Annotated in this window: 13 protein-coding genes and 1 pseudogene; 9 read left to right on the top strand and 5 right to left on the bottom strand. The window is 34.5% G+C overall.

Going from position 1 to position 14,764, the window contains the following annotated elements; all coding sequences use genetic code 11:
* Nucleotides 1-172 precede the first annotated feature (172 nt).
* From HZI73_RS10745 to HZI73_RS10775, 7 genes are all read left to right on the top strand, one after another.
* Nucleotides 173-403, top strand: a complete 231-nt coding sequence (locus tag HZI73_RS10745) for a hypothetical protein (RefSeq protein WP_212698231.1) — start codon at nt 173-175, stop codon at nt 401-403.
* A 1-nt stretch (nt 404) separates the two neighbouring features.
* Nucleotides 405-1,325, top strand: coding sequence for a hypothetical protein (locus HZI73_RS10750; protein WP_212698232.1), 921 nt, complete (start codon nt 405-407; stop codon nt 1,323-1,325).
* Nucleotides 1,326-1,340: 15 nt separating this feature from the next.
* On the top strand, nt 1,341-1,802 hold the full coding sequence (locus HZI73_RS10755) for a hypothetical protein (RefSeq protein ID WP_212698233.1): 462 nt from the start codon (nt 1,341-1,343) through the stop codon (nt 1,800-1,802).
* Nucleotides 1,803-1,817: 15 nt separating this feature from the next.
* Nucleotides 1,818-3,830 carry an AAA family ATPase gene (locus HZI73_RS10760; RefSeq protein ID WP_212698234.1) on the top strand — a complete coding sequence of 671 codons (2,013 nt, stop codon included), beginning with the start codon at nt 1,818-1,820 and terminating at the stop codon, nt 3,828-3,830.
* A 333-nt stretch (nt 3,831-4,163) separates the two neighbouring features.
* On the top strand, nt 4,164-5,348 hold the full coding sequence (locus HZI73_RS10765; RefSeq protein WP_212698235.1) for a hypothetical protein: 1,185 nt from the start codon (nt 4,164-4,166) through the stop codon (nt 5,346-5,348).
* Nucleotides 5,349-6,046: 698 nt separating this feature from the next.
* Complete coding sequence (locus HZI73_RS10770) at nt 6,047-7,264, top strand: trypsin-like serine protease (RefSeq protein WP_212698236.1); 1,218 nt, start codon at nt 6,047-6,049, stop codon at nt 7,262-7,264.
* A 5-nt stretch (nt 7,265-7,269) separates the two neighbouring features.
* Nucleotides 7,270-8,013, top strand: a complete 744-nt coding sequence (locus HZI73_RS10775; RefSeq protein ID WP_212698237.1) for a hypothetical protein — start codon at nt 7,270-7,272, stop codon at nt 8,011-8,013.
* Nucleotides 8,014-8,373: 360 nt separating this feature from the next.
* Here the strand turns inward: HZI73_RS10775 and HZI73_RS10780 are convergent, their stop codons facing one another.
* From HZI73_RS10780 to HZI73_RS26695, 5 genes and pseudogenes are all read right to left on the bottom strand, one after another.
* The gene (locus HZI73_RS10780; protein ID WP_212698238.1) at nt 8,374-9,825 is read right to left on the bottom strand and encodes a GH39 family glycosyl hydrolase; all 1,452 of its coding nucleotides are present in this window, start codon (nt 9,823-9,825) and stop codon (nt 8,374-8,376) included.
* Between the two features lie 14 nt (nt 9,826-9,839).
* Entirely contained in the window at nt 9,840-11,306 is a 1,467-nt protein-coding gene (locus tag HZI73_RS10785) for an alpha-L-fucosidase (RefSeq protein WP_246552454.1), read from the bottom strand.
* Nucleotides 11,306-11,809 (bottom strand): helix-turn-helix transcriptional regulator, encoded by a 504-nt coding sequence (locus tag HZI73_RS10790; RefSeq protein WP_212698239.1) that lies wholly within the window; start codon nt 11,807-11,809, stop codon nt 11,306-11,308. The genes HZI73_RS10785 and HZI73_RS10790 overlap by 1 nt, the downstream gene beginning before the upstream one ends.
* Nucleotides 11,810-11,863: 54 nt before the next feature.
* Nucleotides 11,864-12,019: pseudogene (locus HZI73_RS26870) on the bottom strand (AraC family ligand binding domain-containing protein); the annotation flags it as partial.
* Nucleotides 12,016-12,138, bottom strand: a complete 123-nt coding sequence (locus HZI73_RS26695) for a hypothetical protein (protein WP_281418875.1) — start codon at nt 12,136-12,138, stop codon at nt 12,016-12,018. The gene HZI73_RS26695 and the pseudogene HZI73_RS26870, both read right to left, overlap by 4 nt.
* A 464-nt stretch (nt 12,139-12,602) precedes the next feature.
* On the opposite strand from HZI73_RS26695, the gene ahpC reads away from it, so the two are divergent.
* Together ahpC and ahpF are read left to right on the top strand one after the other, a co-directional pair.
* On the top strand, nt 12,603-13,166 hold the full coding sequence (ahpC, locus tag HZI73_RS10800; RefSeq protein ID WP_212698240.1) for an alkyl hydroperoxide reductase subunit C: 564 nt from the start codon (nt 12,603-12,605) through the stop codon (nt 13,164-13,166).
* Nucleotides 13,167-13,180: 14 nt separating this feature from the next.
* Nucleotides 13,181-14,707, top strand: a complete 1,527-nt coding sequence (gene ahpF, locus HZI73_RS10805; RefSeq protein ID WP_246552456.1) for an alkyl hydroperoxide reductase subunit F — start codon at nt 13,181-13,183, stop codon at nt 14,705-14,707.
* Nucleotides 14,708-14,764 lie beyond the last annotated feature (57 nt).

A 14,764-nucleotide genomic window follows, 5' to 3' on the forward strand; every position in this document is an offset into this window, starting at 1 on the left:
GTCCACACTTATATACTAACACCATATTACAAAAATATTGTAATGAAAATAGAATATCATCAAGATTGAAGGTAATTATAAGATATTAATCAACATATTATAAGATATAAATGTTATTGAAATTTTTGATAGATATATTAAGAATATAAACGATTTGTAAGATGGTGATATAATGGATAAGCTAGACTTTGAAGAAAAATTAAAACAGAAACCAATTTTTTATTATAAAAATAAAAAAGTAGTTGTAAAAAACTATTTGAGAATTTTCGGGTTTGTAGAGGTTTATTGTTGTTCTGACCATGATACCTTTTGTATTTCAATAGGAGCATTACATAATACAAAGTTAAATGTTAGATTAATTGATATTGATGTTATATACAATAATGACAAGGGAGCGTTATAATTTGATAAAAATGAGTTTTGGGGAATTTGAAGGAGATTCATGGGAAGATCTATGTCAACGATGTTTTTATATGAAGTATGAAGACGAGGGATATACACGTATACCAGCAGAGTATAAAGGCGACTTGGGTATAGAGGGATATACTAAAGATGGAATAGTATTTCAATGTTATTGTCCTGATGCTGACTATACTGCAGATGATATGTACACACATATGCGTAAAAAAATAACGAACGATTTGAAAAGATTAATTGAAACGAAAGACCTTCTTGTTGAAAAATATATTTGCATGTCAATTCGTAAATGGTGTTTTGTTGTTCCTTATTTTAATAACCGTATGCTAATTGAACATTGTAATAAAAAAAAGAAACAAATTCTAAAACAGAAGCATACAGGAATATCAGAGGATTTTGATATACAGATTTTAGAAGCAAAAGCATTTATGAAACAAATTGATCATCTTGTACATAATAATGATAGCTATCAGCTTAACTATACAGTTAAATATGAGGGGAATAGGGACTGGTCATTTTGTAAGTCTTTTTTAGTAAAAAATATATATAAAAAAATCCAAGTTCTAATGCCAGATAACAAAGAAGTCATAGATAAAGTTGTTGGTATTTATATGGAATTTTACTTAAGGGGTTATGAAGCATTAAATAAATTGCAAGAAAGACATCCAGATAGCTATGAAAAACTTATGCGTATAAAAAATAATCATGAAAAAAATGTTGAAATAGAGTGTTTGCTGAATAACCCAGATACTATAAGCAACAAGGATTTATTTGAAAAAATTACGAATCAATTCTCACAAAAGTTAACTAATGAATTTAGTGTACCTTTTTCACCAGAAATGATTGATGCATTAAAAAATCAAATTGTCAGTAGTTGGTTATTAGAATGTCCAATGAGTTTTAAATAGGCGGGAGGAAAGAGTATGGGTATAGATATTATATCAGATGAAATCAATGAAATATTCTTTGAACGAAAACCTATTCCGGTGCCTTATAATTATAGAATAATATATAAATTATCTCAAATTGTGTTGATAATAAACCTATCAAATAGAACAGGTAACTGTTCTGTGTTAAAATTACATGTACTGTCGAGTGCATTATCATCAGATGAAGAAATGAGTAGATTGGTCTATTTTCTTGAAAATAAGGTTTTGGTCAAGTATCCATTCATTCGTATGGAGCCGGCATTGAACCGTGCTATTAATTATGGTCTTGCGGAAGGAATAATCAATCAGAGAAATGATGGAAAAATTTTTGTTACTAATAAAGGCGAAAATTTATATAACTGTTTAATGGAAGACCTAGAAATAATGGTTAGAGATAAAGAGTTTTTAAGTAAATTTGGGAAAAAAGTAACTGATAAGTTTCTAAGTATAAAGTAGATAGGGGTACTTCACATGAAGATAAATAGGATAAAAGTAATAATTCAAACGAATAACGGTCGATTTGGTGCAGATCACTCATTTACTGAGGGGTTAAATCTAATTGGTACAGATGGTAAAAACACACAAGGAAAAAGCTCAATAATTGAATGTATGTTCTACGCATTAGGACTAGAAGAAATTTTATCAGGTCAAAATGATAAAGCATTAAAACCTTCTCTAAAATCTATATTGGAATACAATAATGTGGATTATAATGTTATTGAGTCTGATGTATATTTAGAAATTGAAAATGAAAAGTCTAAGAATATAACAATAAGGCGTTCAATTAAAAATTCACTAAGAGATAACAAGCTCGTATCTGTGTATGAGGGCGATTTAGATAATAGTCTAAATAAAGATATAGACTATGAAGATATGTATGTACACGATGGAGGAGCAGCTACTAATAAAAGAGGATTTCACAAGTATCTTGAGGAATTTTTAGATTGGCAGCTACCAATGGTAGATACCTATGATGGTAAGGAGGTTAAACTGTACCTTCAGGCACTAGCCCCGGTTTTTTTTACAGAACAAAAGAGAGGGTGGGGCGATTTAATTGCTCCGTTAAATCATAAGTATAAAATTAAAGAGAGTCGGAAAAAAATAGTTGAATATATGTTAGCTTTTGATACATTAGAGTTAGAGAAAGAATATTATGCTCTTAAAAAAAGAGAAAAGGAAGCTAAAGCACAATGGAAAGATAAATACGTAGGATTATATGAAAGAGTAACGTCAGCTGGATTTGTATTAGAAGGAATTGCCAAAAATCCAATGACGGATAATCCAAATTTGAAGATGTTTAAAAGATACGATAATAGGTTAATATCGTTTGCAACATATAAAGAAATTGTGGAAAATAAACTAAGAACAATTAATGAACAATTAGAGTGTGATTTCGATGAACAAATTGATGAAATAAATACAAAAAGATTAACTAAGTTAATAGAAGAATATAATAATGTTGAAAAATTGATAAAAGAGAACAAACAGTCATTAAGCAATCTTAGAAATGACGTGAATGTAATAGAAGAGAGACTGGGTATAATACTCAATGATCTTAGTGATAATAAAGATGCGCTCAAAATCTCTAGGTATGGATCCGTTAAAAACTGGAGCATTATAAAATGTGTATGTCCCACATGTAGTCAAACAATCAATGACAGCTTATTACCAAATGACATTGATGCAAAAACAATGTCTATTGAAGAGAATATAAATTACTTAAAATCCCAAAAAGAGTTGTTCGAGTTTTCATTACATAATAAGAAAAAAGAATTATTAGATACAGAAAGCCTTATTGAAGAAAAAACTATAAAACTTAGTTCGATTTCAAAAGAAATTAGAGCATTAAAAAGTCAATATATAACTAATACAAGTAATTCAAGTGAGAGTTTTATACGGCAAAAAATTAGCATAGAGGATGAAATTGAAGATATGTTAAAGCTAGAATCATATGTGTTAGAGGTCACGAATTATTACGTTGAATTAATCAAAGAATGGAAATTAATTATTGAAGAACTAAATGAAATACCTAGCGATATGTATTCAATAGAAGATAAGAAAAAGCTTACCTTATTACGAAATCTATATTATAGTTATTTACTTAAATTCAATTTTGAAAGTATTAAATTCGATAAAGCTGAATTAGATTTCAATAATAGTAGTTATTCACCTGCGGTAAATGGTTTTGATATAAAATATGATTCATCGGCAAGTGATAATATTAGATCAATATGGGCATATAAATTAGCATTAAGTCAAATAGCATCTAAAGATGGAAGACATATTGGGTTCATGGTTTTTGACGAACCTGGACAGCAAAAGGCAATTAATAATGATGTGCGTAGTTTAATTCATGAATTAGCTGATGCTAACGTACAAGTTATTGTTGGTATAACCATTGAAGACGAGTTAGTTATTGATCAGGCTGATGAGTATGGGTATAATCTAATTATGCTTAAAAATAAGGCATTTCGACCAGTGTGAAAATTATAAGCTGAGGGTTAATTCATGGTATTTAAAGGTTTCATACCTATCTAATCACTATTATAGGTACTACTTTATATTTAATATAGAGGAAGTTATTGATAATGGTGATACAATAGTTTTAAAAAGACATGTAATGAGTTATAGTCAAGATTTGGCTATGTTTTTAGAGATAAGTTAATGATTATCTACATGATAAGAACAAAGGTAAAAAGATTAATCTTTTTAAAAAAGATGGAAGCTGGTATCCAGCTAATATAAATCATTGGATTTTAACGATAAATAACAAGCATATATTCAACATATAGACGATATTCTTTTAAGGGGTAATAGATGGAATTTGAAATTAATTATAATACGGTAGAAGAATCAAATATGTTTTTACGATCACTATGGTCCAAGCTAAGAGATAATAAGAAAATGGGGTGGCAATTTTTCCCATATCGAGATTCTAAGAATAAAATAGTTGAATTAGGGTTTGTTGCAAGTCCAGTTTTGTCATGTTTGTACAAAGTTAAAGTTAAATATAAAATTAGAGGCTGTATTATGAAATTAATTTTTGAATCAGTAGGTTCTGGGGGCGATAAATCTAGTGATTTTGATACACTTATAAAATTAATTAGTGAAGCTATAGATTTTAGTAAGGAAATCAAGTTATCCTACCGTTACATGACGTACAATTCAATTGGAGCTGGAATTGATAATTACATAGGTCGAAATTTCGAAATAGTGAATCACGGTAAAAAATTCTCTACTATTTTTGCAATTGAAGGATTTGATGATAAAGATGTTGGTAGTGTATTAGCCAAGATAAATACTAAAGTTATAGACTTCTTATCTACTCAAACAAGTCATGTGATTTACACAACAACTACTGTTAAAAAATTACCTAATAGCGATAGGCATAATGATTTTGTGAGCAAAAATTGGGTTGATACATACCCTATAATTGATAATAGAATGAGAATAATGGAAAGTAGTATTGCAGTGATAGATAAAATAATAAGACAGGATTACAATGAAGATTTGGAGAAGTATCTTGACGCATGTAGACTCTTTCATACAGCAACTAAGTATACGAGTTTTATTTATAACATTGATCACTATGATTTCAAGCCTGTGGAGTATGATCTATCTTTTGATGAAGTTGCTAATATGCTATATATGTCATCATTTGAAGTTTTATCAACTATTATGGACTCTAGTGTTACTAAATGTAAAAAATGTAATCAAAATATCTATTCAATAAGACAAAAGGTAATAAAATTAATTGAAAATTATTCGGGTGGGTACATGGATAAAAACTCAATTGATGAATATTACAAAAAAAGAAGTGCATATGTGCATTCGGGTAATTTTTTTAGTAATAGGTCATACTATGGAGGTGTAAGCAATCCTCAATTAGATAAGTCGGATATAGGAGTCGTAATGCAATTACCACTAGTAAATCTTCATGCACTTAGAGAGGTCGGTGGGTTTATTTTTAGAGAGTTTTTAATCAAATATTTTGGTTTCTAAGGTCTTTCGATTCTTGAATTACTGTATTCTAAATGAACAGGTACTTATACAGGGCAATAACTAATAGGAGCTACCCTAACAAGCTTTAGTTTTAAGTAAATAATTGTATCATAATACCTATAGAATTATTTATTAATATTTCCCACCAAATCATACATTGTGGTTCTATTTTGGCTCTAATAATAATTATAAGCTAAATTTTCCAAGAAAAACACACGTAATAATTACATAAAATCAACTAGATATAAGTATTTACAACTACTAATTAATCTACTATAGTAGAGTGGGAGTAGTAAACAGAATCGCTTAAATCCTTGCAAACACTGGGTTTTATGAAATAAAAATAGACTCGTGACTGCTTTTGACTATGTTTCTTTTTTTAAAAAATAAGCCAATTAACTTAATAATTATATATATTAAAGAAAAATGACAGTACGCCAAGCTTTAGGTGTCTGTCATTTTTTTATGGTTATTATTTTGTTCATTTAAAGACAACATAATCGTTAAAATGTATTTCATCAACTTTATTGATAGAATTTTTTTGATATGTTTGATATAATGAATTATAAATTGAATAATGCAAAGTTCTATCTACAAATCGGGTGTTTATTCAAAAAATCGAGGTGATTCAGATGGTTATATAATGTTTCATAAAAAATGTTTGTTTTAAATTAAGGATACAAAAGGAGGATTTTATTATGTTTAAGAAAATATTATCATCATTTTTAGTCATTGCGCTTTTATGCTCAATTAGTATAACAATTTTTGGCTCTAGTAGTTCTCTTGGCGATAACCATACTTTTGATCAAATGATACCATTGGAAATTCAAGAAGCTATGGAAAATCAAGCTGAGGCTCTTGAAGAATATTTTGAACTAATTGGATTTTTCAAAAAGGACAATTATGGAGTTCCAATATACCCACAACATTATGCAGGGGAATATATTAATAAGGATAATAAGTTAGTGGTTCAATTAACTGGTGAATTTGCCGATAAAGAGATTCTATCATACTTAAAAAGTAGTCCTAATATTCAAATTATATATGTTGAGCATTCATATGATGAGTTAATATCGCAAAAAAAAATAGCTGATAAACTATATGCTTCTGGAGTACGTGTCGTATCGGACGGAGTAGATATTATTGATAATAGATATAAAATAGCTGTGTTAAAAGAAGATTTAGATAAAATGGCTACAACTTATACAAAAGATTCGCTTGTCATTTTTGAGGAAGGAACATATGCACGAGCTTCAGCTCCTCTTATTGGTGGGGACAGGATTTATAATGAAGATTCTGGCGGATTTATGTCTATTGGAATATGTGGAACTTATAATGGTAATGATGCAATACTAACATGTGGTCATGGAAATGAAAAAGTAGGTATCTTCTCACCACGATACCCATATATAGAGCATAAAACGCAAAGTCATCGTATTGGACAAGTAGTTTTTCAACAAGCTAATACTGATTCTAGCAATTATGGGGTTTCAAGTTTAGGTGATTTTGCAATAGTTGACATAACATCATCTGATACAATTACAAATGATGTTTGGCAAGGTGGACAAATTACAGGTACATATTCTTCAGTACCTGTAGGTACAACAGTATATAAGTTTGGTTCTCGAACAGGATACGCATGGGGAAATGTAACAGGTACTAGCTTGCGTATTTCTTATACCGCTGGGTTGTTTACTACATATACAGTTAGTGGATTGTATAGTATTCCATTGCAAAATTCAAGTGGTACTAATGCAATTAATGGCGGAGATAGTGGTGGGCCTGTCTGGAGATCCGATACTGGTGAAAACCTTATACATGGCATTGTAACTGCTGGAATTTACGATACAAATCTTATGTATACAACGCCAATATATTATGCTCAACATCAAGGTTTTCAACCTAAGTTAGATTGATGTATATGAAAAGATTAATGCAAATACTATTATGTATGTTCATATTTTTTACAATTGTTACTGTAGGGTTGGTTTCATACAATTTATATATCAATGTTAAGTTAAAAAATGAATTTACACAAAAAGAAGACACCTATCCTTATGCTGAAGCAATTGAAAAAGGAGATATTGATTTCAATAAAATATCCAATTTATTTACAGATAATGTGGCAATGCTAGGTACAAACTATCAAGAAAGCATTATCTCACCAATAACTGTATCATATTATGAAAATATAAATGACGAAACTCCTGTCTATATTATAGAAGAGGGAGATTTAATACGCTTTAAAATTGGAGATAAAACAAGAAGTGGACTTACTTATTGTGGTAATGAGAGTATTCCTACTAATGATTTAGGTTGGCGAATCGCAAAGCCATTTTTAGCAGACGGGAAGGAAACAATCAATGAATTTTTATATGTTAAATTGGACAACTTGGTAGATATTTCTTGTGAATGGCTGAAGGAAAATCCAACAGCAATGAACACGTTGCAAAGAAGCATGCTGGAGCAAGGAATATTACCAACAAAATATAATGCCGGTAAATATATATTACTATTTATTGATCGCAAATTATATTCAGAGGGTGTGTTTTTATCCCAAGATTTGTTCAATCCTATTTTTTCTGCTACAACGCTTGTAAGTTTACTTATTTCAGCAATTTTACTAGTATTATTTTTATTAATAAAGTATAAGTTCACTTCATAAACTGACACACAAAACACCCCTAACCAAGCATTTATTGTTCAACTTTGATACAAAGAAAAATAAGAATTACCTGAGAGTGGCTATGGTTTTTCTGTATCTAGCCACTTTTAAGTCAGTAATAATTGTTTCTATACCCTACAAATATTAACGTAAGAATGATTTGAAAATCAAAGAAAAATGACAGGACACCAAGCTTAGGTGCTGTCATTTTTTTATATTGATTTTTTGTTTGTAAAGATTTACACGAAGCGACATGCCAATATGACAATTATTAAAATCTTACTAACAAACAATTGAGCCCAAAAACCCTCTTGATGATTTGGGAGGGTTTTAAACTGCTAAAAAATTAGTATAGGTTAACTATCCAAGTTCTATTGTCACACACGACACGCCATGGGCTAGGATTGTCGTCTTAACCACGAGATTATCACCAGCGATATCGTATGTCAAATCCTCTTCGATAACCTTAGTATCTCTTTTGAGCTTTTCGACCAAATGGGGTTTTAGGTATTTAGGCGCACCCATGTCCTGCCACACTTTGCGGGGATTGCTGTGATGGTCATCTACGCATTGTAGCGTAGCGCTCTTAATAGCGTTGAGATTATGGATGGTCAGTGTTACTTCTTCATCTTCAATTGGCTGCAGCGGCATGTTATGGTTATAGAGCAGTACTTTGATTACATTGCCGTCAAGGGTTGCCAGTGCTTCCACGTTTGTGTTTTCAGGGGATACGATATCCAGTCGATCGGTGCCCATCTCGTGCAGCAACTTGAACGCCCAGTAGGATGGTTTGGGTATTCCATTGTAGTTTAGCAATCCGAATCCACCATGAAAAGGGACTGAGCTCTGCGGCATCTCTTCAAAGAGGTCGGAGAACGTCCAAAAGGAGTACATATCAACGATGCCGGTGTTGTCAATGATGCTTTTAGTAAGAAAGGACGCGCAAAACGGCTTATCGTGATACTTGTCGCGACAGCTGGGAGAGTTGTTCCACTCAGTGTAAAATAGGGGAAGGGGTTTGCCAATCTTGTCTGTAGCAACGTCCGTTTCTTCACGGGCTTTTTGTGCCATCTCCTGCATGTTGCCCCTTGGTGCCTTCGCCATGCGGTCCTCCACATCTACAAAATGCGCCAGCGCCACATCCGTGGGATAGTGGTGTGTTGAGATAAAATCCAGTGCAACGTTGTTTTCTGCGCAATAGTCAATGAGTTCAGGTATCCATTCATTTCGTGCAGTGGAAGGACCCCCCACTTGTAGGTTTTCGTCAACGGACTTGACAGCTTCGACTGTGTATTTGTAAAGCTTAAAATACTCTTGCATATCCGATGACCAGAAGCATTCCAGGTTAGGTTCATTCCACACCTCAAAGTACCATTTTTGTACTTCTTTCAGCCCATAGCGATTGATGAGGTTCTGCACGAGCTCTGTGATGAACACTTTCCACTGATTGTAGTCTTTGGGTGGGGTGATGTTGCCCCTGTAGTGGAATACTTCCTCAGTGCCGGAACCAAGGTCATTTGGCATAAAGCCGATCTCCACTAGGGGCTTCATACCGATGCTCAGCAGGAAGTCAAATAAGTTATTGACGTTGACAAAAGAACTGCCTTCGTGTTTGGTGTACACACTCATGTCGTTACAAAGCAGGCCGTGGAAGCGCACATACTCAAAGCCAAGTTCTTTCTTACACCGCGTCAATTGCTCCCGCCAATCTGCCCGTAGCCCCATAGCGGCATGACCGCTGCCGATGCAGCCTTCCCAGTAGTGGGGGAAAGGTTGGGTTTTGCCTTTAGAATCCAAATCAAAATACAGCATAGTTGTCTCCTCCTTTATCTGTTAAGTTCGATTGCAAGACAATTAGTATATGGAGTAGGTAGCTCCTGTGGGAGCTGTACGGTTAGTGCACCAAAGTTTTGGCTGTACGCAAGTGACCTGCCGCCCATTAGTTTGACAGATATGACTTTTTCCTTAGGCGTCAAGCTTTTGATGACAGTGACCCTATTTTTGGGAGCTGTTGGCATGAACGCATAAAGTGTATTGCCTTTTGTCACAAACCTAAAGTCTGAGCTATTCCATGCCACCGCTGTTTCATTGAAGCCACTATCTACATCAACGAGACTGTCACCTTCACCAAAAATGCGCCATGGTCGTGTGCTGTGCACTGCGTCACCACAGATTGCAAACCATGCAGCAAGTTCTTTGAGGATGTAGCGGGCTTCGTCGTCGATGGAGCCATCGGGCAATTGCAGAACATTAAGCAGCATCTGTCCATTTTTGGAAATAATATCCACAAGCATTTCAATAATGTGCCCTGGTTTTTTGTAGGCTTTTTGAACGTCATAAAACCAGTTACCAATGCAGGTGTCGGTTTGCCAAGGTTCTTCGGCGATGTCTGTTAATTGGCTTTTTTCGATATCGAGGGTGCCCACACGATAGATGTCTTTACGCCTGTCCTTTTGTGTATAGATAAAGCGATTTTCTCCATATAGGTCGATGGAGGTGTTATAGTAATATGCCACTGCTTCGAGACCGGTTTTAAAGCGCTCATCGTCGGAATTGCTGACCCGCCACTCACCAAATGGCAATCCACCGTCAGTGTACAGCAGGTCGGGCTGGTACATGTCGATAAGCTCTTTCATGACGTTGAGCCAATACTGGAAGAACTTTTCGTTGGTGGTATACCATGGGTAGGCTACAGGATCATCGGACTCGTTGTCCAGGTGCTCATAATTGTCGTAATAAAAATCCCTGTATTCGGGGTCATTGCCGTCATAGGGTACACCTGCATATGGACCGTATTTGTCGCTGCGCTTGTTGGGAGCATACCATTGGAAAGAGCACCCGTGGTGTTCCGTCAGCCCAAAATACATATCACGCTTTTTAGCTGCCTGCTTCCACAGTCCGCAGATGTCTTTTTTGGGACCCATCTCAACGGAATTGAAGCGGTTATACTTTGATGGGAAGTTAAAGAAATTGTCGGTGTGCATGGCTTGTCCGACGAAGTAGCGTGCGCCGGCTTTGTAGTAAAGATCCATCAGTGCATCGGGATCAAACTTTTCCGCTTTCCACAGCTTGACGATATCCTTGTAGCCGAACTTGGAGGGATGCCCGTAGTGCCTGAGATGGTAGTAGTACTGCGGTGTGCCTTGGATGTACATGTTACGTGCATACCAGTCGCCAAACATCGGCACACTTTGGGCTCCCCAATGGCTCCATATACCAAACTTGGCGTCACGAAACCACTTGGGGCAGGTGTATTCTTCTAAAGATTCAAATGTAGGATTAAATCTTTTCATTATTGTTCCTCCGTATTAATTAGTCTGTACTCAATGGGTGTTATGCCTACCCATTTCTTAAATACTCTATAAAAGTATGAACTATCATGAAACCCAACCATTTTTGAAACTTCATCAACGGTATACTTTGTTGTACTTAATATATATTTTGCTTTGTTTATACGCTTATTGTTTATATAGTGAATAGGAGTTTCTCCTGTGTTTTTCTTAAAGAAGCGAAAAAAATAGTTTGGATGCATAAATACATGTTCAGCGAGCTCATCGATTGTTACGTTGTTTATATAGTTTGTATCAATATACTTGAGGATTTTTCGCATACTATCAATCTGCTTGGTATTATTTAATGATATTTCATCAATTTTCTGATGTCCAAAGAAGTATGACAACAGCTCCATAACTTTAACTTTTTGTGCTAGTTTAGCAGTGAAGCTGGATGACTTGGATAAGGTGAGCAGTTTTTCAAAAGTATCTCTGCAAAAAGTATCATTTCCAATATCGATCATGTAGTTAAAATGTATTACTTTAGATATATTCACACCACATAATGTTGCAGTAAAATGACTCCAATATTTTGTATATCTGTTTGCGTTAATAAATGAATAAGAGTGATCTGTATTATCCGGTAGGAATATAATTTGGCCAGGTTTAGGATAATATTCTTTATTATTAATTTTAAGCCAACCTTCACCATCGCAAATAAGGTAAATTTTCAGTAGTTCTCACAAACATCATAATCCTGCCAAGTTGGAGGTACTTGATGATATTGATTTAAAATAACCGAGTCTATCTTTAAGGTTGCAAGATAGTTTTCTAATATTTCAGATTTAAGCATTTCAAAACCTCCTCATAATTAGCATCCTAATTATTTTCGGTTAATATATACATGTCGACCCTTATAATTATACATAAGATTTGTACAATATCAATAAAAAGTTAGTATTGTCCAGTAAGAGGTTATTATTCTCTCTTATGTTTAACTTATATAGCAACTACAAGGGTGAGAGAAGTACTACCGTTCATGATATTTCTATGAATTGGATGAACAGAATTGTCAAGTGGCTATGAGAGCAATAAAGTATAGGTGTTCATGCTATCATAGTAATGTGAAGGATGAATAGTAATGCACAGATTGCTAAGGAATAGAAGACCTTACTGAAATAATGATGGATTTAAATATGTTGATAATTTTTTTCTTTTTCTCTTGACAAGACGATAGTTTTCGCTTAATATATATTACATAATAATAATTATCAACTAATAACTATTTAATAAAATATATCTAAGGAGGATTTAATTATGTCATTAATTGGAAGTGAAGTACAAGCATTTACAGCAGATGCTTACAGAAACGGTGAATTTGTTACCCTAACAGATGAATCTTTAAAAGGGAAATGGAATATTTTTTGTTTCTATCCAGCAGACTTTACATTTGTTTGCCCTACAGAACTTGAAGACTTACAAAAAGAATATGCAGCTTTAAAACAACTAGGAGTGGAAGTCTATTCCATCTCAACAGATACGCATTTTACACACAAAGCATGGCATGATCACTCCGATGCCATTGGTAAAATCGAATATACGATGATTGGTGATCCTTCACAACGATTGAGCCGTAGTTTTGAAGTATTAAATGAACAAGATGGTTTAGCAGATCGTGGTACATTTATTATTGACCCTGATGGTATCATCCAAGCAGTTGAAATTAATGCAGGTGGTATGGGGCGTGATGCATCTATTCTTATTAATAAAATTAAAGCTGCTCAATATATACGTAAGAATCCAAATGAAGTTTGCCCAGCTAAATGGAAAGAAGGCTCTGAAACCTTGAAGCCTAGCCTTGATTTAGTCGGTAAAATCTAAGGAGTGAGATAATCATGCTTGAAACAGATATTAAGAAACAATTATCCCAATATCTTGAGTTGCTAGAATCCGATATTAGGATAAAAGTCAGTGCTGATTCAGGTGACAGCTCTAAGGACATGCTAGCTCTTATTGAGGAACTAGCATCCATGTCACCTAAGATATTCGTAGAAGAAACTAAGTTAGACAAAACGCCAAGTTTTAGTATTAACCGCATGAACGAAGATACCGGTGTTTATTTTGCTGGTACTCCTTTAGGTCATGAGTTTACCTCACTGGTCTTGGCATTGCTACAAGTCAGTGGAAGAGCCCCCAAAATAGATGACACGGTCATCGAGCAAATAAAGAACATTCAAAGTGAACATCACTTTTTAACGTATATTAGTTTAAGTTGCCATAATTGTCCTGATGTGGTTCAAGCGTTAAATACCATGAGTGTGTTGAATCCAAATATTACACATACCATGGTGGATGGTGCCGTATTCAGAGATGAAGTTGAAAGTAAAGAGGTCATGGCGGTACCGACTACGTTCTTAAATGGCGAATTTTTCAGTAGTGGGCGTGTGACATTAGAGGAGATTCTATCCAAGTTGGATGTTGGTGTTAACGCTCAGGAACTTTCGAATAAAGACCCCTTTGATGTACTTATCATCGGGGGAGGTCCTGCTGGTGCCAGTGCAGCCATATATGCCGCACGTAAAGGCATTCGTACAGGTATCGTGGCAGAACGCTTTGGCGGTCAAGTCCAAGATACCATGAGTATAGAAAACTTTATCAGCGTAAACAGCACAGAAGGTCCAAAACTTGTTGCCAATCTTGAAGAACATGTACGTCAGTATCCCGTTGATGTGATGAAAAGCCATCGTGTTAGCGACATTAACAAGAAGGAGCACTTTGAGATTACATTAGAAAATGGGGCTGTTCTTAAGAGTAAAACGGTTATTGTATCCACTGGGGCGCGATGGCGAAATGTTGGTGTACCTGGTGAAGAGACATTTAAAAACAAAGGGGTTGCTTACTGCCCACATTGTGATGGACCTTTATATGAAGGTAAGGATGTGGCCGTTATTGGGGGAGGAAACTCTGGAATAGAAGCAGCTATTGACCTTGCAGGCATTGCTCATCATGTGACAGTACTTGAGTTTATGCCCGAGCTAAAGGCGGATGACATTTTACAAAAGCGTTTGTACAGCCTGCCTAATGTAACGGTTCACAAAAATGTTCAGACAAAAGAAATTACAGGAACGACAAAAGTGGATGGCATAACCTATATGGACCGTGAAACACAAGAAGAAAACCATGTTGCATTACAAGGTGTATTTGTTCAAATTGGACTTGTACCCAATACAGGTTGGTTAGGTGATTTGGTTCATCGCACACGTTTTGGTGAAATCATTGTCGATAAGCACGGAGCAACCAATATTCCTGGATTATTCGCTGCAGGGGACTGTACCGATAGTCCCTACAAGCAAATTGTTATTGCTATGGGTTCTGGAGCCAATGCTTCTTTGTCGGCATTTGACTACTTAATTAGAACATAGGATTAATATAAGATTAATATAAGATTAATATAAGATTGTTGGCCGTTGACCTAATAA

This window comes from Vallitalea pronyensis (assembly GCF_018141445.1).
Lineage (GTDB): Bacteria > Bacillota > Clostridia > Lachnospirales > Vallitaleaceae > Vallitalea > Vallitalea pronyensis.

Excerpts from the sequence above, each read along its gene's own strand:
- HZI73_RS10745 (WP_212698231.1), top strand. The coding sequence starts at position 173 with ATGGATAAGCTAGACTTTGAAGAAAAATTAAAACAGAAACCAATTTTT.
- HZI73_RS10755 (WP_212698233.1), top strand. The coding sequence starts at position 1,341 with ATGGGTATAGATATTATATCAGATGAAATCAATGAAATATTCTTTGAA.
- HZI73_RS10760 (WP_212698234.1), top strand. The coding sequence starts at position 1,818 with ATGAAGATAAATAGGATAAAAGTAATAATTCAAACGAATAACGGTCGA.
- HZI73_RS10765 (WP_212698235.1), top strand. The coding sequence starts at position 4,164 with ATGGAATTTGAAATTAATTATAATACGGTAGAAGAATCAAATATGTTT.
- HZI73_RS10770 (WP_212698236.1), top strand. The coding sequence starts at position 6,047 with ATGTTTAAGAAAATATTATCATCATTTTTAGTCATTGCGCTTTTATGC.
- HZI73_RS10775 (WP_212698237.1), top strand. The coding sequence starts at position 7,270 with ATGAAAAGATTAATGCAAATACTATTATGTATGTTCATATTTTTTACA.
- HZI73_RS10780 (WP_212698238.1), bottom strand. The coding sequence starts at position 9,825 with ATGCTGTATTTTGATTTGGATTCTAAAGGCAAAACCCAACCTTTCCCC.
- HZI73_RS10785 (WP_246552454.1), bottom strand. The coding sequence starts at position 11,306 with ATGAAAAGATTTAATCCTACATTTGAATCTTTAGAAGAATACACCTGC.
- HZI73_RS10790 (WP_212698239.1), bottom strand. The coding sequence starts at position 11,809 with ATGATCGATATTGGAAATGATACTTTTTGCAGAGATACTTTTGAAAAA.
- HZI73_RS26695 (WP_281418875.1), bottom strand. The coding sequence starts at position 12,138 with ATGCTTAAATCTGAAATATTAGAAAACTATCTTGCAACCTTAAAGATA.
- ahpC (WP_212698240.1), top strand. The coding sequence starts at position 12,603 with ATGTCATTAATTGGAAGTGAAGTACAAGCATTTACAGCAGATGCTTAC.
- ahpF (WP_246552456.1), top strand. The coding sequence starts at position 13,181 with ATGCTTGAAACAGATATTAAGAAACAATTATCCCAATATCTTGAGTTG.